Source organism: Holophagales bacterium (genome assembly GCA_016719485.1).
Classification (GTDB): Bacteria; Acidobacteriota; Thermoanaerobaculia; order UBA5066; family UBA5066; genus UBA5066.
Genome location: JADJZB010000015.1, coordinates 1 through 19,270, shown reverse-complemented (window position 1 = coordinate 19,270; position 19,270 = coordinate 1). Strand labels below are relative to the sequence as shown.

19 protein-coding genes are annotated in these 19,270 nt (G+C 70.4%); 10 read left to right on the top strand and 9 right to left on the bottom strand.

Annotated features, from left to right (window positions below; genetic code table 11):
* Positions 1–49 precede the first annotated feature (49 nt).
* The gene (locus IPN03_10085; GenBank protein MBK9374054.1) at positions 50–1,750 is read left to right on the top strand and encodes a hypothetical protein; all 1,701 of its coding nucleotides are present in this window, start codon (positions 50–52) and stop codon (positions 1,748–1,750) included.
* On the opposite strand, the gene IPN03_10080 is transcribed toward IPN03_10085, so the two are convergent.
* Positions 1,713–2,111 (bottom strand): acyl-CoA thioesterase, encoded by a 399-nt coding sequence (locus tag IPN03_10080; GenBank protein MBK9374053.1) that lies wholly within the window; start codon positions 2,109–2,111, stop codon positions 1,713–1,715. The two genes, IPN03_10085 and IPN03_10080, sit on opposite strands and share 38 nt — an antisense overlap.
* A 68-nt stretch (positions 2,112–2,179) precedes the next feature.
* Between IPN03_10080 and IPN03_10075 the strand changes: the two genes are divergently transcribed.
* On the top strand, positions 2,180–4,414 hold the full coding sequence (locus IPN03_10075; GenBank protein MBK9374052.1) for a DUF853 family protein: 2,235 nt from the start codon (positions 2,180–2,182) through the stop codon (positions 4,412–4,414).
* 725 nt (positions 4,415–5,139) lie between these two features.
* On the opposite strand, the gene IPN03_10070 is transcribed toward IPN03_10075, so the two are convergent.
* On the bottom strand, positions 5,140–5,487 hold the full coding sequence (locus IPN03_10070; GenBank protein ID MBK9374051.1) for a hypothetical protein: 348 nt from the start codon (positions 5,485–5,487) through the stop codon (positions 5,140–5,142).
* A 60-nt stretch (positions 5,488–5,547) separates the two neighbouring features.
* Positions 5,548–5,898, bottom strand: a complete 351-nt coding sequence (locus IPN03_10065) for a hypothetical protein (protein ID MBK9374050.1) — start codon at positions 5,896–5,898, stop codon at positions 5,548–5,550.
* Between the two features lie 144 nt (positions 5,899–6,042).
* Between IPN03_10065 and mdh the strand changes: the two genes are divergently transcribed.
* The 6 genes from mdh to IPN03_10035 all read left to right on the top strand — a co-directional run bounded on the left by mdh (position 6,043) and on the right by IPN03_10035 (position 14,103).
* A complete protein-coding gene (mdh, locus tag IPN03_10060) occupies positions 6,043–6,969 on the top strand; it encodes a malate dehydrogenase (GenBank protein ID MBK9374049.1) in 927 nt (308 codons plus the stop codon).
* A gap of 22 nt (positions 6,970–6,991) precedes the next feature.
* The gene (locus IPN03_10055; protein MBK9374048.1) at positions 6,992–7,657 is read left to right on the top strand and encodes a succinate dehydrogenase cytochrome b subunit; all 666 of its coding nucleotides are present in this window, start codon (positions 6,992–6,994) and stop codon (positions 7,655–7,657) included.
* Between the two features lie 11 nt (positions 7,658–7,668).
* Positions 7,669–9,582 carry a fumarate reductase/succinate dehydrogenase flavoprotein subunit gene (locus tag IPN03_10050; protein ID MBK9374047.1) on the top strand — a complete coding sequence of 638 codons (1,914 nt, stop codon included), beginning with the start codon at positions 7,669–7,671 and terminating at the stop codon, positions 9,580–9,582.
* A complete protein-coding gene (locus IPN03_10045) occupies positions 9,582–10,376 on the top strand; it encodes a succinate dehydrogenase/fumarate reductase iron-sulfur subunit (protein MBK9374046.1) in 795 nt (264 codons plus the stop codon). The genes IPN03_10050 and IPN03_10045 overlap by 1 nt, the downstream gene beginning before the upstream one ends.
* A gap of 109 nt (positions 10,377–10,485) precedes the next feature.
* Entirely contained in the window at positions 10,486–11,253 is a 768-nt protein-coding gene (locus IPN03_10040; GenBank protein MBK9374045.1) for a class I SAM-dependent methyltransferase, read from the top strand.
* A 171-nt stretch (positions 11,254–11,424) separates the two neighbouring features.
* On the top strand, positions 11,425–14,103 hold the full coding sequence (locus IPN03_10035; protein ID MBK9374044.1) for a serine/threonine protein kinase: 2,679 nt from the start codon (positions 11,425–11,427) through the stop codon (positions 14,101–14,103).
* Here IPN03_10035 and IPN03_10030 read toward each other — a convergent pair.
* From IPN03_10030 to IPN03_10020, 3 genes are all read right to left on the bottom strand, one after another.
* A complete protein-coding gene (locus IPN03_10030; GenBank protein ID MBK9374043.1) occupies positions 14,072–14,791 on the bottom strand; it encodes a sulfite exporter TauE/SafE family protein in 720 nt (239 codons plus the stop codon). The genes IPN03_10035 and IPN03_10030 overlap by 32 nt on opposite strands.
* 50 nt (positions 14,792–14,841) lie before the next feature.
* Positions 14,842–15,753 carry a sulfurtransferase gene (locus IPN03_10025; GenBank protein MBK9374042.1) on the bottom strand — a complete coding sequence of 304 codons (912 nt, stop codon included), beginning with the start codon at positions 15,751–15,753 and terminating at the stop codon, positions 14,842–14,844.
* 265 nt (positions 15,754–16,018) lie between these two features.
* Complete coding sequence (locus IPN03_10020) at positions 16,019–16,333, bottom strand: hypothetical protein (protein ID MBK9374041.1); 315 nt, start codon at positions 16,331–16,333, stop codon at positions 16,019–16,021.
* 83 nt (positions 16,334–16,416) lie between these two features.
* On the opposite strand from IPN03_10020, the gene IPN03_10015 reads away from it, so the two are divergent.
* The gene (locus tag IPN03_10015) at positions 16,417–16,602 is read left to right on the top strand and encodes a hypothetical protein (GenBank protein ID MBK9374040.1); all 186 of its coding nucleotides are present in this window, start codon (positions 16,417–16,419) and stop codon (positions 16,600–16,602) included.
* 20 nt (positions 16,603–16,622) lie between these two features.
* On the opposite strand, the gene IPN03_10010 is transcribed toward IPN03_10015, so the two are convergent.
* Together IPN03_10010 and IPN03_10005 are read right to left on the bottom strand one after the other, a co-directional pair.
* On the bottom strand, positions 16,623–18,107 hold the full coding sequence (locus IPN03_10010; protein MBK9374039.1) for an insulinase family protein: 1,485 nt from the start codon (positions 18,105–18,107) through the stop codon (positions 16,623–16,625).
* Positions 18,104–18,274 (bottom strand): hypothetical protein, encoded by a 171-nt coding sequence (locus tag IPN03_10005; GenBank protein ID MBK9374038.1) that lies wholly within the window; start codon positions 18,272–18,274, stop codon positions 18,104–18,106. Before IPN03_10005 ends, IPN03_10010 begins: the two co-directional genes overlap by 4 nt.
* Positions 18,275–18,315: 41 nt before the next feature.
* On the opposite strand from IPN03_10005, the gene IPN03_10000 reads away from it, so the two are divergent.
* Positions 18,316–18,552 (top strand): hypothetical protein, encoded by a 237-nt coding sequence (locus tag IPN03_10000; protein MBK9374037.1) that lies wholly within the window; start codon positions 18,316–18,318, stop codon positions 18,550–18,552.
* Positions 18,553–18,801: 249 nt separating this feature from the next.
* On the opposite strand, the gene IPN03_09995 is transcribed toward IPN03_10000, so the two are convergent.
* A complete protein-coding gene (locus IPN03_09995; GenBank protein MBK9374036.1) occupies positions 18,802–18,963 on the bottom strand; it encodes an insulinase family protein in 162 nt (53 codons plus the stop codon).
* Positions 18,964–19,270 lie beyond the last annotated feature (307 nt).

Here is a 19,270-nt window from a genome sequence, read left to right as displayed (position 1 = left end):
CCAGGATCTGGCATGATGTTGCCGTCGAGCTGCTTGCGGAGGGGCTTTCGTGTCCAGAATGTTCGAACGCCCGTCGGTGTGGGTCGCGACGGCGACTCTCGCTGCCCTCGGCGCCTACGGGATCGTTCTGGGGGCGTTCTTCGTGTCGGACGATTTCAGCCACCTGGCCATCCTGGGATCGAGAGGGGCAGCCGGGCTGTGGTGCGGAGGCGGAGTCTTCCTGAGGCCGCTGACCTCGGTGTCGCTGGCCGCCGACCATGCCCTGTGGGGGTTGCAGCCCGCCTTCTACCACGTGCACAACGTCCTCCTGCACGCCCTCTGCTCCGTTCTGGTCGGCGTCCTCGTGCATGGCCTCGCCCGGCGCAGTCGCGATCCGGAGAACGAGCGGGGCGCGTTGCGGGCGGCGGTCCTCGCGGCAGCCCTCTTCCTCGTCGCCCCCTCGCACGCCGAGGCGGTGGCATGGGTGTCGGGGCGGTGTGATCTCCTGGCCGCCCTCCTCGCCCTGGCCTCGCTGGTCGCGTGGCTTGGCTGGGAGCGTTCCCGCCGGAGCGTATGGCTGGTGCTGTCGGCAGCGTCCTACGCCGGTGCATTGGCGAGCAAGGAGTCCGCGGCCGCCTTGCCCCTGATCATCGGTGCCCTCATCCGATGGCGGCGGCCGGCCGCTGACGCGGAGAGAGCGGTCCGGAACGACGCGTTGTTCATCCTCCCGCACGTGGCCGTTCTCGGGGCGTACCTGGCGGCTCGCGTCGGACTCCTCGAGCATCCCTTTCGCCCCCCGGGAGGGGGGCTGCCGGGACCAGGCGCCTTCATCGAGACGGTTTTCATTGATGGGGCGAAGTCGCTTCTCGCCTACTGGCCGGGATGGCTCCTGGGCGTCCGCGGCACCCTGCGCCAGTACGACGCGGTGACCACCGTCGTCATCGCGTTCACGGCGACCGCCGGGTTCCTGGTCGCCCGTTCCCTGTTCGGGACTCAACGCCATCGCTTCGGTCAGGTCCGGTTCGCGGCGCTCGGCTGGATCCTGGCCATGCTGCCGGCCATCAGCCTGCCGACGAGGCTCTTCACCTCGGAAAGCGACCGTTTCCTCTACTTTCCGTCCGCGTTCGTTGCGATGGCTCTCGCCTGGCTCGTCACGATCCTCGCACCGTCCCGCCGGGGTTGGAGGCTCGCCGGGGGCGCGCTGCTCGTCCTGTACTTCGGCCTCCTCCAGCGCGTCAACCTGAACTGGAGATGGGCCGGGGACACCACGCGCCGGATGGTCGGCGACGCCGTGGCGGACGCGCGTGAAACGTACGTCGCCGTCTGCGTACCCGACAACCTCCGGGGGGCGTACGTGTTTCGCAACGGTTTCGCCGAGGCCGTTGCTCTCTTCTCTCCGCCCGGTCGAGCGGGGCGGGCCTGGGCGCTCTCGACGATCGAGCTACAGCACGTGTCCGACGGGGTCGAGGTTCGGGAACGGGACAGGATCTATGAGCTCCACCCCCGGGGTCCGACGGCCCCATTCATGAGAACGGGTTCGGCGCCGCCGGACTGCGTCACCCTCACGTCGTCGGCGTCCGGCGCGCAACTCCGCCTGGATGACGGCTGCACGCCAGCCGCGCGGCTCTTCGTCTACTGCGAAGGCGGCCTGGTATCGCTGGGCACCTGTCCTGGTCCGGGTGCTGCGAAGTCGTCTGCAGGGAGCGGTCCCCACCTCGATCGCGTGGGGGCGCCTACGCGCCGGGATCGGGTCGCGAGAGTCTCCGCGTGATCGGCGTCGGCCGGCGTTCCTCGTCGACGTTCACGTAGACGACCTCGGCCTCCGTCACCTTTACCGCGGCGCCCGGGTTCCGCGCGCGCTGCGCCTCGACGGTGACCTTGATCGTGACCGACGTCCTGCCGATGCGCGTCACCTCGCAATAGAACGAGACGAGGTCGCCGACGAAGACCGGCTCGTGGAAGACGACCTCCGTCATCTTCACCGTGACCATGTAGTCGCAATGGGCGCGGGCGGCCACGGCGCCGGCGAGGTCGATGTACGAGAGCAGGACGCCGCCGAAGATCGTGCCGTGGGCGTTCGTGTCCTTCGGCATGAGGGTGACCCGGATGGCGGGGCTGCGACCGTCGATCATGCGGCGATTATGTCCGCGAGGCCGGTAAACTCCTTCTCCGGCACCGATTCCACGCGGGAGGTCCCACCTTGGCCAACGAGCTGTTCCTCGGACGATCCGTGACGAAGGCACCCGCGCCGCTCGCGCTCGACCCGGACGACCTCATGACCCACGGCCTCATCGTCGGGATGACCGGCAGCGGCAAGACCGCCCTGGGGATTCTCCTGATCGAGGAGCTTCTCAAGCAGGGGATTCCCGTCCTGGCGATCGACCCGAAGGGGGACCTCGGAAACCTCGCGCTCGCCTTCCCGCGCCTCGCCCCGGACGAGTTCGCGCCGTGGGTTCCCGCAGGGGGAGAGGCAACGCCCGAGGGCGAAGCGAAGAAGTGGAGCGAGGGCCTCGCGAGCTGGGGGATCACCGCGGCCGACGTCGCCGCATACGCCGCCTCGCGCGTCGTCACGATCTTCACCCCCGGCTCGAAGAGCGGAGTCCAGGTCGACCTCCTCGGCGCGCTCGCGCCGCCGCCCGACGGCGCAGAGAGCGAGGAGGGGCGCGACCTGATGACCGCCTTCCTCGGCGGCCTCCTCGGCCTCCTCGGCCGTGACGCCGACCCGGTCTCCTCCCGCGAGTTCATCCTCCTCGCACGCTGCGTCGAGGAGATCTGGGGCAAGGGAGAGACGGCCACGCTCGAGTCGCTCGTCGGCGCGGCGGCGCAGCCGCCGTTCGGGGCGATCGGCGCGCTGCCGCTCGAGACGTTCTTCCCGAAGAAGGAGCGCGACGGCCTCGTCCTCGCCCTCAACGGCCTCCTCGCCTCGCCGGCGACGTCCGCCTTCCGCGGCGGCGTGCCGCTCGACATCGACGCCCTCCTCGGCGGGGGCGAGGGGCCCGCGAAGCTCTCCATCTTCTCGATCGCGCACCTCTCCGACCCCGAGCGGCTCTTCGTCGTCGCGACGCTTCTCTCTCGCGTCCGCTCCTGGCTCCGCTCGCAGCCCGGCTCCACGTCCTTGCGCGCGCTGATCTACATCGACGAGATCTTCGGGTTCTTCCCGCCGTCGGGAGAGCCGCCGACGAAGAAGCCGCTCCTCTCGCTCCTCAAGCAGGCCCGCGCGTTCGGCGTCGGGACCGTGCTCGCCACGCAGAATCCGGTCGACCTCGACTACAAGGGGCTCTCGAACTGCGGCTGCTGGTGGGTCGGGACCCTCCAGACCGAGCGTGACCGGCGACGCCTCGCCGACGGCCTCACCGACGCCGCCGGCCTGACCGACGTCGACGCCCTCCTGAACCAGACGAAGAAGCGGACCTTCCTTCTCCACGACGTCCACCGGAAGGGCCCGGAGATCTTCGAGACCCGCTGGGCGATGAGCTACCTGCGCGGCCCGATGACGCGCGACGAGCTGACGAAGCTGAAGAAAGCGGCGCCGGCGGTGCCCGCGTCCTCGAGCGCTGCCGCCGTTGCAGGATCCGTCGCCGCGACGGCGGTCGCCAGCGCCGCGCCCGCCAGCGCCGCGCCTGCACCGCCGATTCCTGCCACCCCCGCGGGCCCGCCCATGCTCCCGTCCGAGTGGCCTGCCCGCTGGCTCGACCGTCGCGGCGGCGACCGCGCGGCACCCTACCTGTGGGTGAAGTCGGCGGTCCGCTACAAGAGCGGCAAGGGAACGTCGGACGAGATCACGACGACGAGGCTCTTCCCGCTCGACGCGGCGACGCCGCGCGAGGTCGTCCAGGGTGACGTCCTCGATCTCGAAGGGAAGGAGCTCCTCGACGCGGCGCCCCGGACGCTCCAGTACGCCGACCTCCCCTCCTGGCTGGGAACCAAGGGCGTGAAGGAAGCCGAGAAGGCCGTGAAGGAGCGCCTCCCGGACCTCCTCGCGACGACCCTGATCCGCGACCCGCTGTCGGGTCTCCTCTCGAACCCTGGCGAGGGCGAGGACGACTTCGCGGCCCGCGTCGGCGAGAAGGCGAAGCCCTCGGCCGCCCTCGTCGAGCGCATCGAGAAGAAGCGTCGTGACCTCGCGACCGCCGAGCAGGCCGAGAAGGCCCGTTCGATGGAGACGATGGCCTCGATGGCCGGCGCCGCGATGGACGTCCTCGGCGGCCTCTTCTCGAAGAGGAAGTCGCTCAAGGTCGGCAAGGTCGGCTCGGTCCTCAGCAAGCGCCGCATGGAGGGCGCCGCCGAGACGAAGATCGAGACCCTGAAGGCCGAGCTCGAGGAGCTGGAAGCCAAGGTCGCCGCGCCCGACCCCGCCCGGTTCGAGAAGGTCGAGATCATCCCGACGAAGACCGGTGTCGACATCCTCGGAGTCGGGGTCGCCTGGGTGAGCTGACCGGGAGACCGGGAGAGCTCCAGCTTCAACGTCACGTCGCTTCGGCAAGGGGCCGCGGGAGGGGCGGTACGTCTCACGGCCGCCGCTGCGCGCGCCCGACCCGCTTCCGAGCTCGCTGCGGCCGGGCGGGGGGCCCGCGCGAACTCCTCGCTTCGCTCGTCAAACACGCGCGCGGGCCTGATCCCCGCCCGGTCCTCGCGAACTCGAGCGGGTCCCCGGGCGTGCTCGAGGTCGGCTCGCGAGACGCACCGCCCCTCCCGCGGCCGGCGAGATTCCAGCACTGCATCCAGGGGGTCAGGTCTACCTTCTACACTCTACGAGTCGCTGCCGCGCAAACGCTCCGCGGATCGCTGAGCCAGAGGTTAGACCTGGCCCCGTTGGGGCGCGGTCGGGCGGGGCGACCCTCTCGTAGAGTGTAGAAGGTAGACCTGACCCTTTGGGATGCTCGCTCCGGGCGGCCGAACCCCTGGGGTGGGTCCTGCGAGCCGACTCGAGCACGGCCGGGGACCCGCTGGCGCGCGCCGCGAAGCGCTCGGGGGAATGCGAGCGCTGTTTGAGCGAGCCACAGGCGAGCGAGTTCGCGAGCGACCCGAGCGCTGAGCGCCGCACGACCTGCGGGTCGGCCGCGCGCAGCCCGAGGCGAGCTGGACCCACTCCCGGGGTGAGGCTCCCTTCTCCGGTGCCCCGGTGCTCCGGTGCTGGTCCGTATCCTGGAAGGGTTGTCCCTATTCCTGCTTCTTGGTCCCCAGGATGACGAGGACGATCAGGAGGAGGAGGACGATCAGGCCGATGACGATGGTCGTCGTCTGGGAGGTGCCGGCAGGGACTTCCGGGGACGGGGCCGGGGCGGCGGCGTGCCCGGGGGCGGCTGCCGTCTCCGTTGCCGGAGCAACGGCCTCGGTCGTGGCCGGGGCGGGGGCGTCGGTCGTCGCCGGCGCGACCTCGGTGGCGGGTGCGGGCGCGGCTTCCGTCGTGGCCGGAGCCGGGACGGTGGTGGGGGCCTGGGCGAATGCGCAGGGAGCCGCGAGGAGGACCAGGGCGGCCAGGGTCGCGGCGAGGCGGCGGAGGGTCATCGGGTCTCCTTTCCTTCCAGCGTCACGGACGCTAGCAGGAGGCCGGGAAATCGGGAAGGGTCACGCCTCGGGGCACTTTCCGCCGAGCATCTGGATCTCGCCCGCCAGCGCCTCAGCCTCCTCGAGGAGCTCGTCGGCCTCCGGGCCGGGAACGAACAGCCTCAGTTCCGGGGAAAGGAGCAGCAGCCGGAGCTCTGCGACCCGGGTTGCGGCGGCGGCGAGCCTCTCCCGGCAGTCGCCGGCGCCTGTTTCCAGAAAGGCATCGGCGATGAGCGAGGGGACTGCGAGCGCGGCGCGCCGCAGACGCTGTCCGGAGTCGCCGGGAAGGCCTCCAGACCCCTCGAGCGCGACGCACACCTCGTGGGCGAGGCCGAGGGCCTTCCGCCAGGCGGGGGTTTCGCGCACATCCATCGTCTGAAGCATATACGGACGAAGGGGCGCCGGCGTTCCGAGCGCCGGTTCCTCTTCTCGCTTCCCCAGCCCCCTGCTACGCTCCTCGGTCGGACCGGATGCGACCCGGCGGGGGCCGGAATCTTCGAGAGCAGGGGGAGAAGCATGCGACGAAAGGTCACCGTCATCGGGGCAGGGAACGTCGGGGCGACGGCCGCCCAGAGGATCGTCGAGAAAGAGCTGGCGGACGTCGTTCTCGTCGATGTCGTCGACGGAGTTCCCCAGGGCAAGGGCCTCGACATGTACCAGTCGGGGGCCGTCGAGGGCTTCGACATGAAGATCGTCGGCTCCAACGGTTTCGAGGAAACCGAGGGTTCCGACCTCTGCATCATGACGGCCGGTCTCGCCCGCAAGCCGGGCATGTCGCGAGACGACCTCCTGAAGAAGAACGAGGAGATCGTGGCCGACTGCATCGCGAAGGTGACGCGCTACTCGCGCGACCTGACGATCGTCGTCGTCACGAACCCCCTCGACGCGATGTGCGAGGTCGCCCGCCGCGTCTCGAAGCTCCCCAAGAACAAGGTCGTCGGCATGGCCGGCATCCTCGACGCCGCCCGGATGCGAGCCTTCATCGCCATGGAGATGAACGTCTCGATGGCGAACATCCACGCGACGGTCCTCGGCGGACACGGGGATACGATGGTTCCGCTCCCGCGGTACTCCACGGTCGCCGGCGTCCCGATCACCGAGCTTCTCCCCGCCGACCGGGTCGAGGCCATCGTCAAGCGCACGGCGGGCGGCGGCGCCGAGATCGTCAACTTCCTGAAGACCGGCTCGGCCTACTACGCCCCGTCGGCCGCGGCCGTCGAGATGGCCGACGCCATCTTCAACGACAAGAAGAAGATCCTCCCCTGCGCGGCCTACCTCGAGGGGGAGTACGGGATCAACGGCCTCTACGTCGGCGTCCCGGTCGTCCTCGGCAAGGACGGTGTCGAGAAGATCATCCAGCTGAACCTGACGCCGGAGGAGCTCGCGGCGCTGCAGAAGTCGGCCGAGTCCGTCGCCGAGCTCTGCGGGAAGCTGACCTGCTGAACGCCAGATGAGCGCGATACCGATGACCTCCGAAAGACCGGTGCTCGGCTCCATCGCCCTGAAGGCGGTGATGGCCCTGACCGGCCTCGTCCTCTACGGCTTCGTCTTCGTCCACATGGTCGGAAACCTCCAGCTCTACCAGGGGCCGGAGAAGATCAACGCCTACGCGGCGTTCCTGAAGTCGGTGCCGGCGGTCCTCTGGGGGTTCCGCGCCGTCCTGCTGGGCGCGGTCGGCCTTCACGCCGTGGCCGCCTTCATCCTCTGGCGGCGCAACCGGGCGGCCCGCCCCGTCGGCTACGCCAGCCAGGACTTCCAGGCCGCGACGATCACCTCGCGGACGATGTACTGGACGGGGCCGATGATCGGCCTCTTCATCGTCTACCACCTCCTCCATCTCACGGTCGGCTCGGTCCACCCGACCTTCAGCCACACCGACGTCTACTCGAACCTCGTCACGGCCTTCTCGAACCCGGCCGTCTCCATCTTCTACATCCTCGCCATGGTCGCCCTCGGCTTCCACCTCTTCCACGGCGCCTTCAGCCTCTTCCAGACACTCGGGCTGAAGACCCCGAAGTACGAGAAGCCGCTCAAGGTGGTCCTGATGGCCGTCTCCACCGTGATCGTCGTCGTGAACATCTCCTTCCCGATCGCGGTCCTGGCCGGGCTCGTCCGCCCGGTGGCGAGCTAGGAGGTCGCGGAATGGAACTCGACGGCAAGTGCCCCACCGGCCCCATGGAGTCGCGCTGGACGCGGCACAAGGCGGCCATCAAGCTCATCAATCCGGCGAACAAGCGGAAGTACAAGCTCATCATGGTCGGCTCCGGCCTCGCGGGCGCCTCGGGCGCCGCGAGCCTTGCCGAGCTCGGATACGAGGTCTCCTGCTTCTGCTACCAGGACAGCCCCCGCCGCGCCCACTCCATCGCGGCGCAGGGCGGCATCAACGCGGCCAAGAATTACCAGAACGACGGCGACAGCGTCTACCGCCTCTTCTACGACACCGTGAAGGGGGGCGACTTCCGGGCCCGCGAGTCGAACGTCCACCGCCTCGCCGAGGTGAGCAACGACATCATCGACCAGTGTGTCGCGCAGGGCGTTCCGTTCGGGCGCGAGTACGGCGGCACGCTCGGGAACCGCTCCTTCGGCGGCGCGCAGGTCTCGCGGACGTTCTACGCGAGGGGCCAGACGGGGCAGCAGCTCCTCATCGGCGCCTACCAGGCGCTCGAGAGGCAGATCGGCCTCGGCAAGGTGAAGATGTACCCGCGCACCGAGATGCTCGATCTCATCGTGATCGACGGCGTGGCGCGCGGCATCGTCGTCCGCGACATGGTCACCGGCAAGGTCTCGAGCCACTTCGCCGACGCGGTCATGCTCGCGACGGGCGGCTACGGGAACGGCTATTTCCTCTCGACGAACGCGAAAGGGTGCAACGCCACCGCCATCTGGCGCGCCCACCGGCGCGGCGCCTACTTCGCGAACCCCTGCTACACGCAGATCCACCCCACCTGCATCCCGGTCCACGGCGAGAACCAGAGCAAGCTGACGCTCATGTCCGAGTCGCTCCGCAACGACGGCCGGATCTGGGTGCCGCTGAAGAAGGGGGAGACCCGCAAGGCCGCCGACATCCCCGAGGCCGAGCGCGACTACTACCTCGAGAGGAAGTACCCCAGCTTCGGCAACCTCGCCCCCCGCGACATCTCCTCGCGCGCGGCCAAGCAGGTCTGCGACGAGGGGCGCGGCGTGGGCCCCGGCGGCCAGGGCGTCTACCTCGACTTCGCCGAGTCGATCGGCCGGCTCGGCGAGGGCGTCATCCGGGAGCGGTACGGGAACCTCTTCGAGATGTACGAGAGGATCACCGACGAGAACCCGTACAAGGTCCCGATGCGGATCTACCCGGCGGTCCACTACACGATGGGCGGTCTCTGGGTCGACTACAACCTCATGTCCAACATTCCGGGCCTCTTCGTCCTCGGCGAGGCGAACTTCTCCGACCACGGCGCGAACCGCCTCGGCGCCTCGGCCCTCATGCAGGGTCTCGCCGACGGCTACTTCGTCATTCCCTACACGATCGGCAACTACCTCGCCCAGGGCAGGCCCGCGAAGGTCGACGCCACGCACCCCGCCGTGAAGGCGGCCGAGGCGGACGTCACCGAGCGGACGAAGAAGCTCCTCTCCATCAAGGGAAAGCGGACCGTCGACTCCCTCCACAAGCAGCTCGGGCTCCTCATGTGGGAGAACTGCGGCATGGGCCGCACCCGGGAGCGCCTCGAGCTGGGGATCGCGAAGATCCCGGAGCTTCGCGAGGAGTTCTGGAAGAGCGTCTTCGTCCCGGGAAGCGGGGAGGACCTGAACGTCGCCCTCGAGAAGGCGGGGCGGCTCGCCGACTTCTTCGAGCTCGACGAGCTCATCTGCCGCGATGCCCTCGCCCGCGAGGAGTCGTGCGGCGGCCACTTCCGCGAGGAGTACCAGACGCCGGACGGCGAGGCGCTCCGCAACGACGAGAAGTTCGCGCACGTTGCCGCCTGGGAGTGGAAGGGGGAGGGTCTGGCGCCGGAGCGCCACACGGAGGCGCTCACGTTCGAATCCGTCCACCTCGCCACGAGGAGCTACAAGTAATGAGCGGCGACAAGGACATCAACATCAAGGTTCGCATCTGGCGCCAGAAGTCGCCTTCCGACAAGGGCGGCCTCGTCACCTACGACGTCCCGGGCGTCAGCACCGGCTCCTCGTTCCTCGAGATGCTCGACCTCGTGAGCGAGCGCCTCATGGAGAAGGGAGAGGAGCCGGTCGCGCTCGACCACGACTGCCGCGAGGGCATCTGCGGCGCCTGCTCTCTCGTCATCAATGGAGTCCCTCACGGGCCGCGCTCGGCGACGACGACCTGCCAGCTCCACATGAGGAGCTTCCAGGACGGCCAGACGATCACCGTCGAGCCGTTCCGGGCGAAGGCGTTCCCCGTCATCAAGGACCTCATCGTCGACCGGTCGGCCTACGACCGGATCATCGCGGCCGGCGGCTTCGTCTCGGTGAACACCGGAGTCGGGGTCGACGCGAACGCGATCCCCGTCCGGAAAGAGGACGCCGAGCTCGCGATGGACGCGGCGGCGTGCATCGGCTGCGGCGCCTGCGCTGCCGCCTGCCCGAACGCCTCGGCGATGCTCTTCGTCGGCGCGAAGGTCTCGCACCTCGGGCTCCTCCCGCAGGGGCAGCCGGAGCGGCAGGACCGGGTCCTCAAGATGGTCGCGCAGATGGACGCCGAGGGCTTCGGCGGCTGCACGAACATGGGCGAGTGCGAGGCCGCCTGCCCGAAGGAGATCAAGCTCGAGGTCATCGCGCGGATGAACCGCGACTACCTGGGCGGCAAGCTCACGAAGCGGCCCAAGGGGGCCGAGAAGGGCGGAGGGGCCTGATCCACGGGCGGGGCGCACGGGGGGCCCCGCGCTCCTGAAACGGAAGTCCTGGGCGGCCGGGGGCGACCCCGGCCGCGCCATTTCGGGGCGGCGGTGCGAGACTTCGCGCATGTCCGACACTCCCGACGCGAACGACCCCTACTCCCGCCTGTCCTACCGCCGCCTCATCGCCTGGCCCGCACGGATCCAGCGCGAGGCGCCGTTCCTCGGGGAGGTCCTCGGCGGCGCGCCTTCGAGGCGCATCCTCGACCTCGGCTGCGGGACGGGGGAACACGCACGGTTCCTCTCGGAGGAGGGCTTCGAGGTGACGGGCGTCGACGCCTCCGAGGCTCAGCTCGCCCAGGCGCGCGAGGCGGGGCCGGGACCGGCGTTCGTGAAGGGAGACCTCGCGGAGCTGGCTGCGGCCGTGACGGGCCCCTTCGGCGGGGCGATCGCGCTCGGCAACGGTCTGCCGCACCTCTTCCCGGTGGAGATGGTCCGGTTCCTCGCGGACCTCGCCGGCCTCCTCCATCCTGGCGCGCCGGTCCTCCTTCAGATCCTCAACTACGACCGGATCCTCGACCAGCGCATCACGAGTCTCCCGCTGAACGTCCGCGAGGACGACGCCGAGCGGGTCGTCTTCCTGCGCCTCATGGACCCACGCCCCGACGGCACCGTCCTCTTCAACCCGACCACGCTGAGCTGGCGCCCCGGCGAGGAGCCGCCGGTGGAGGTCGTCACGGGGAAGAACGTCGTCCTGAAGGGGTGGCGGCGGGTGGAGCTGGAGGCCGCGCTCGAGGCGGCCGGCTTCCGGGTCGAGGAGGTCTTCGGCGGGATGAAGCGTGAAGCGTGGGATGCCGCCACGTCGCCTGACACGGTCGTCCTGGCGCGGAGGTAGGTGCGCCGGAATCCCTCGATCTCGCCGCCCGGCAGACGTCTGCGAGCACCCATATCCTGAACGACGTTCTCAGGAACCGCAGTTCGAGCTTCCTCTCGACGGACTTCCTGTTCTGACGCCCCGTCCCGCCGGCGCCGCGCCTATGATTTGCGGCAGGAGAGATCCGGGACGGTGGAAGACGAGCGACCCGATCCGGGCGACGCCGCGACGGAAACCGGTGAGATCACCGTGCCGTCCGTGCGCCTCTTCGCTCCCGGCACCGAGATCGGTCGGCGCTACGAGGTGCGCGGCGTCCTCGGCATGGGCGGCTCGGCGGTCGTTTACGAGGCGTTCGACCGCGAGCTGAAGCGGCGCGTCGCGCTGAAGGTCCTCCGGACCGACCGGACGTCGGAGGCCGCGCTCAAGCGCTTCCGGCGCGAGGTGGCCATCGCGCGCGACGCCGCGGGATGCCGTCTCGTGAGGGTCTTCGACATCGGCCAGTCGGGCGACACGGTGTTCCTGACGATGGAGCTCGTCGACGGGGAATCGCTCCGTGAGCTTCTCGCCCGCGGCCCGCTCCCGCCGGAGCGCGCGACCCAGATCGGCGTCGCGGTGCTGCACGCGCTCGCCGACCTGCACGCGCTGGGCATCGTTCACCGCGACGTGAAGCCGGGGAACATCCTCCTGTCGGCGTCGGGAGAAGTGAAGCTCGCCGATTTCGGCCTCGCCCGGCACTGGGAAGGTACCGAGACCCGCGTTACGGAGACCGAGGGGCTCGTCGGGACCGTCGAGTACCTCTCTCCGGAGCAGGCGCTCGGCGACCTCCTCGACGCGCGGAGCGACCTCTACTCGTTCGGGGTCGTCCTCTTCGAGATGCTCGCGGGGAAGGTGCCGCTGCGCGGCGACTCGGCCATCGGGACGATCGTGGCGCACATCCGCCAGGAGCCACCTGATGTCAGGAAGCTCCGGCCGCAGGCGCCCTCCTGGCTCGCAGGCATCGTCACGCGCCTCCTCGCGAAGGACCGCGAGAGGCGCTACGCCACGGCCGCCGACGTCCTCGCCGACCTCGGGGCCCGGAAGGCGCGGAGGGCTCCGCGCCGGCTGCGACGGCCCCTCGCGATCGGCATGTCGGCTGCACTTCTGGCGATCGTCCTCGTGCTGGCGTTCCTCCCGGTCTTCCCGTGGAATCGGCCGCAGCTGTCACGCCTCGTTCCGGACGGCGCGGGGGGAATCCAGGCACTCGACGGCGAGGGACGCCTGCTCTGGCGGCGCGCGGGCGTGGAGGCGGGGCGTCAGGTCAACCTCGTCCGGCTGGGGGACGGGCGGACGGGAGCCGTGGCCGTGAGAGGCGGCCTCGACGAGCCGAGGAAGGTCCTCGAGCTCCTCCATCCGCTCACCGGACGGGTCGTGGCCGAGATGCCTCTCCCCGAGCCCGTCACCGCGGCCTTTGGCCCCGCTGCTTTCCCGACGTTCTCGAACACCTTCGTCGCGGGCGCGCTCTTCCCGTTCGACGTGGAGGGAGATGGCGTCGACGAGGTGGCCGTGAGCCTGTGTCACAGCCCGCTCTATCCCGGCGCGACCTACGTCTGCGACCTGAAACGCCGGCGGGTCGTCGTCGCGTTCTACGGTTCCGGGCATCACTACGCCGGGGCCGCGGCCGACGTCGACGCAGACGGCCGGAAGGAGCTGATCCTCGCCGGGTTCAACAACCGGATGGGCTTCTCCGGCTCGGTCGCGGCGCTGAAGGTCCCGCGGGACGACGGAGCGGTCGGTCGCGACGCCAGCCTGCCTTCTGCAGAATCGCCGGACCGCCCGTCCTGGGGCGACCGGGCCCCGCTCCTGGCCTGGTACGCCCTCGTCCCCAGTGCGGTCTTCGACGGAAGCGTCGGCCCCGCGGTCGAGGCGGCGAGAGCGTCCCTTAAGGTCGGGGCGTATGGACCGAGACAGATCGAGCTCGCTCTCGACGGATTCCCTCGTGGTCCCCGTGCGGCCGGGGAATCAGAAAGGCGCGCGCTGGCCCGGGAAGAGGCGTATGTGCACCTGCGAGAGGCCGCCCGGCTTCGGGGCGGCGGCCGGACGCAAGAGGCCTTGTCTGAAGTGGAGCTGGCGTGGGAACGCGCTCGGGAGGCCGGCGACGCCCCGCTTACCCAGTGGACTGCCCGGGCCCGGGCCGTGGCGCTCCTCGACGCCGGCCGGAGCGCTGCGGCGGATGCGGCCTGGGTGTCCGCTTACGGGCGGACGGAGGAGCAGGCACCGATCGCCGTGGAAGCGGGCCGCGCGTTCCACCTCCATGGAGATCTCGGCCGGGCCATCGACTGGTATCGCCGCGGCCTCTCGGGAAAAGGGGACCGCGTCCGGCTCGGGGCCGACCCCCGCGAGCTGATCGTCGGAGAGGTCCTCGCTCTCGGCGAGGCGCGCCGGTGGGACGAGGCCGCGGCCGAGGTCGACCGGTTCGACGCGGCCTATCCCGACCGGGGTTTCGACACCGCGCCGCTCAGGTCCTGGATCGCCTGGCGTACCGGCCGGCGTCCGGCGCGCTTCGAGCCGAATCAGGTCTCGATCGGGCTCTTCCGCTACTGGAGCCTTGAGGTCCGGCGCGCCCGCGGCGAGGAACCGGCGACGCTCCTCGCCGACGCCCAGCGCGTCGGCAGGGAGGCCCTCGACGTCGCGCCGCTCTTCGCCTCGCTCAGCGCCGAGCTCCTCGCCGGCCTCGGACGGAAGGCCGAGGCGAGGGAGCTGGCCGCCGAGGCGCTGTCCGGCGCGAGGACGCTCGCCGTGTCCGACACCGGCGTCCGTGCCCACCTCGGCCTCGTAGAGGAACGGGCCGGGGCGCTCGGCGTCAGCTCCGCTGGAGCAGGAGGACGGCGGTGACGCCGAGGCCGATGACGACGACGGCCGCGCGCGCCTTCTCCTTGCCGATGCGCCGGGCGAAGCGCGCCCCGGCGTAGCCGCCGACCGTCGCTCCCCCGATCATCACGAGCGCGATGGGCCAGAGGACGGCGCCGTGCAGGACGAACCACGCCGCCGCGACGACGTTGATCGTGATGCCGAAGAAGTTCTTCAGCCCGTTCATCGCGTGGATGTCGGTGAGGCCCAGGAAGCCGAGGACGACGAGCATCAGGATGCCGATGCCTGCGCCGAAGTAGCCGCCGTAGACCGCGACGGCGAGCTGGGCCAGCGTCGCCATGCCCCAACGGGCCGTCGTGGGCCCGTCTGGCGCGTGCGCCTCGACGTCGCCCTTCCTCTTCGAGAGGACGATCTGGAGCATGAAGAGGAGCGTCGCGAAGAGGACGAGGAACGGCGCGAGGCTCGCGAAGAGCTTCTCGGGAGTTTTCAGGAGGAGAACCGACCCGATGCCGCCGCCGACGAGGCTCGGGAGGAAGAGCGTCTTCAGCCAGGCGCGGTGCGTCGCCACCTCGCGCCGGTAGCCGGCGAGGCTCGCGGCCGCCCCGGGGAGGAGCGCGATCGTCGACGTGGCGTTCGCCTGGATCGCCGGTACCCCGAGGAGGATGAGCGTCGGGAACGTGAGGATCGTCCCGCCCCCTGCGAGGGCGTTCATGACCCCCGCGCCGGCCGAGGAGGCGAGGAGCGCGGCGATCTCGCCGGCCGTCACTTCGCCGCAGGCTCCGCGGGGGCGGACGATTCTCTCGGCGCTCCGGGCGTCATCGACCACTCGAGCCAGGAACCCTGGTAGAGCCGCACGTCGGGATGGCCGAGCCGGAATCTCAGCGTGTAGAAGGTCTCCGAGGCCTGGTGGCCGCTGTTGCAGTAGACGACGACGGGCCTCTCCCAGGAGACGCCGGCCTCTTCGAGCTCCGCGCGGGTCGCGGCCTCGGGGCGGAACGAGCCGCCGTCGACGTCCTTCTTCCAGAAGCGGTTCCTCGCCCCCGGAATGCGCCCTGCCGCCCACTGCTCCTCGGGCCGCACGTCCAAGAAGACGGTTCTCTCGTCGCCGATGCGCTTCTTCACGTCGTCGATCGGGACGAGGAACGAGGTATCGCCCGGGAGGGTCGGCTTTGCGACAGGGATGAGCGAACGGTCCTTCGTCGTCGCGCGGGCCTCGGCCGTCCAGCGCGAGAAGCCGCCGTCCAGGACGGAGACTTTCCGGGCTCCGGCGATCAGGGCGGCCGTGGCGACGTACGTCGCGTCGTTGTCGCTCTCTGCGCCGTAGACGACGACGTGTGACCCGGAGGTCACCCCGGCGCGGGCGAAGACGACGCCGAGGACCTCGGGCGGGTATGTCGTGGCGGGGACGCCGCCCGACGTGGAGCGGAGGTTCTCGACCGCGACGCTCTGCGCTCCCTGCAGGTGCGCGGCGAGGAAGTCGCGCATCGGCCGGGCGTCGAGGAGGACGAGGTCCTTCGATCCCAGGGCTGCCGATAACCACTCGCCCGAGACGACGGCCGGGGCCGAAGGGGCCTTCGTCGTTTCGGCCGCGAGGGAAGACGGGGCGAGGGCGGCGGCCGAGGCGACGAGGAGAAGGACGATGAGGAGGCGGGAGGCGCGCGGCGAGAACCTCATGCCTCGGATGATGCCAGCAGCCGGGCTATCCTCCGCCCCGCATGCGCAGACGTGTCGGCATCTGGCTCTTCGCCCTCCTCGTCACCCTCTCCTCAGCCATCTACCAGCGGCTCACCGGGCCAACGCGGCCCGCCCGCGGCACCGTGATGCTCGGGGAGTCGGACGTGAAGCTCCGGCTGCTCCGTTCCTGGGCGGGAGCGGGAGACCTCGCCGTCACCGTGAAGGCTCCGGACCCGAAGGTCACCGGAAGCGTGGCGTGGCGGCGCTACCCGACGAACGACGCGTTCGCGGCGCTGCCGATGGTCCGCGAGGGCGAGACGCTCAGAACGGCCCTGCCGCACCAGCCACCCGCCGGCAAGGTCGAGTACCAGGTCCGGCTCGAGCGCGAAGGGCAATTCGCCCTCTTCCCCCAGCGCCCGGCGATCGCCCGCTTCAAGGGCGCGGTCTCCAACGTCGTCATCGTCCCGCACGTCTTTGCGATGTTCACCGGGATGCTCGTCGCGAACGCGGCCGGCCTCTTCGCCCTCCGCGGCGAACGAAAGCTCTTCCGGATCTCGCTCGTCGTCGTGGCGCTCCTCACGTTCGGCGGCCTCTTCTCTCGGGCCGCTCGTCCAGAAGCAGGCCTTCGACGCCTACTGGACCGGCTGGCCCTTCGGCGGCGACATGACCGACAACAAGACCGCCGTCGCCGTCCTCGCGTGGGCGTTCGCGGCGTTCCGCGCCCGCGGGGGCCGCGACGCCCGCGTCGCCGTCGGCGTCGCGGCGCTCGTGACGCTCGCCGTCTTCATGATCCCGCACAGCGCCTGGGGCTCGCAGATCGACTGGTCCAAGCTCCCGCCGCCGAAGTAGAGGGGAGCCGGGTCGGGCCGTCAGGGCAGCGGCTTGAGCGTGAGCGGATCGCGGAGCGGCACCCGGGAGAGCGGGAGCCTCACCGCGTCCTTCAGGGCGCCCGGGTGGTCCGGGTCACCCGACTCGACCTCGGCGGCCTTGCCGACCGCGAGGACGACCATCTTCTCCGGCTCGAGGAGCCTCTTCGCCAGCTTTCGGACGTCTTCGGCCGTCACCGCCCTCACCTTCTCGCGGTAGTCGACCCACCAGTCTTCGGGCCAGCCGTTCAGCTGCTCCTCGGCAAAGCGGTTCGCGATCGCCTGGCGGCTCGCCCACTGGGCCGGGAACGACTCGACGAGGCCGTCCTTGACCGACGCCAGCTCGGCCTCGGTCAGCGCCTCGTCCTTCAGCCTCTGCATCTCGGCGAGCGCGAGGCGCAGGGCGTAGGCCACCGTGGTGTTCTTCGTCTGGAGGCCGCCGGTCAGGTCGCCGCGCCAGTGGGGCCCCTCGCCGAGCGTCGTCCTCACGCCGTACGTGAGGCCCTCGTCGGAGCGGATCTTCTTCATGAGGCGCGCCGTGAAGCCGCCACCGCCGAGGACGTGGTTCATCACCATCGCCGGGTACCAGTCGGGGTCGGAGCGGCGCATCCCGGGGAAGGCCCACTGGAGCATCGCCTGCGGGGCGTCCTTGTCGCAGACGTAGAGTCCCGGCGCCCGCACGAAGTCGGGCTCGGGCACCTTCGGGCTCGGGCGCGCGGTCTTTCCCGCCGCGATCGCGCCGACCGTCCGGTTGAGGAGGTCGACCATCGCCTTCTTTTCGAACTTCCCCGAGACGGCGACGGCGAGGTTCGCCGGGTGGAGGAGCCCGGCGTGGAACGCGAGGAGATCCTCGCGCGTGATCGCGTCGAGGCTCGCGGCGGTCGTCTTCTCCGTGGCGAAGAACTTCTCGCCGAAGAGGAGATACGGCATCTGGATCTGGGCGATCGAGGTGACGGCGTCGTTGCGCCGCTCGAGGCCCTGGCGGGCACTCTTCTTCGCGAGGTCGAGCCGATCCTGTGCAAACGCGGGCTGCGTGAGCGCCTGCATGAGGAGGTCGACGCCCTCGGCGAGGTCCTTCTCCTGCACCTGGAGGTAGAGGCTGCCGCTCGTCGGGCCGCAGGTCGACGAGAGCGTCGCCGCGAGCGCCTCGAGGCGGTCCTCGACCGCGGCGGCATCCTTCTTCTGCGTCCCGCCGACGGCGAGCTGCGAGCCGAAGAGGCTCGCGAGGCCTTCCTTGCCGGCCGGCTCCATGTAGGCGCCGCCCCGCCACCAGACGGTGATGCGGACGAGCGGGACGCCCGTCGGATCGGAGACGAGGTAGGCCGGGACTCTGTTCTTCAGGACGACCTTCGCGTCCTTCGCCTTCGGGACCTGGAAGGCGATAGGGGGGTAAGAGAGCTTCTCGGGGCGGTCCGGGATCGCCTGCCCGAGGGCGCAGGACGCCGAGACGGCGAGCAGGAGTGCGCCGCAGTTCACGAAGCGGTTCATCCCTTCACCTCCGGGACCGGGGCGGCGGCGGGTGCGGGGGGCGGGCCGCCGGGTCGCCTCCGCGGCATCCCCTCGCCGCCCCCGCCCTTGCGTGTCGTCAGGAGAACGCTGCGGCTCTCCTTCACGAGGTACTTCTTCGCGACGCGCTGGACGTCCTCGCGGGTCACGGCCTCGACCTTCTTCGGAGAATCCCAGGAGGTCCCGGTACGTGCCGCTGCTCTCGGCCTGGGCGAGACTCGCGGATACCGGAGTTGCTCTCGAGCCGGGTGTAGAAGGCAACGCGGAGGGCGTTCTTCGCGCGGGCCAGCTCGTCGTCGGAGATTCCTTCCTTCACGACCTTGTCGAGCTCGGCGTAGAGGAGCGGTTCGACCTCGCCGGGCCGTTTGCCGGGGCCGGCGTCGCGGAGACCGTGAAGAGGCCGCCGTACTTCTGCCCGCGAAAGTAGGCCGAGGGCGCGGGTCGCGGCCTTCTGGTCGAGGACGAGGGCCCGGTGGAGGCGGCCGACGGCGGACGCGCCGGTCCGCCCATGCCGGGCGGCCGGTCATCGGCGCTCCGCCGAGGACGACGCCGAGGACCTGCAGCGCCGGGGCGTCGCGGTGGACGGCGGGGACCGCCTTGTAGTCGGCCTCCACCGATGGCGTCATCTCGACCTCGGCCACCATCCGCTGCTCGGCGGGCTGGGCGGGCTCGAGCGTCACGACCGGCGGGACCCCTTCGGGTTCGCGGGGGATCCGCCGAAGTACTTCTCCATGAGGGCGTGCGTCTTCTCGGGGTCGAGGTCGCCGACGAGAATCGCCGTGAGGTTGTCCGGGGCGTAGTAGGTGGCGAAGAACTCGCTGCCCTGCTCGCGTGTCACCTGGGCGATGTCGCTCGGGCCGGCCGATGACCTGCCAGTGGTACGGGTGCGCCATCCAGGTCATCGCGTTGAACGCCTCGTTCACCGTCCCGCCGGGGCGCGACTCGAGGGTCTGCCGCCGCTCCTCGAGGATGACGTTGCGCTCGCTGTAGAACTCGCGGAAGACCGGGTTCGCGAGCCGGTCGGATCGAGCCAGGCCCAGAGCTCGACCTTGTTGGACGGAATGCCGACGATGTAGAACGTCCGGTCATTGCTCGTCGACGCGTTCAGCCCGGTCGAGCCGTTCTCCTGGTAGATCTTGTCCATC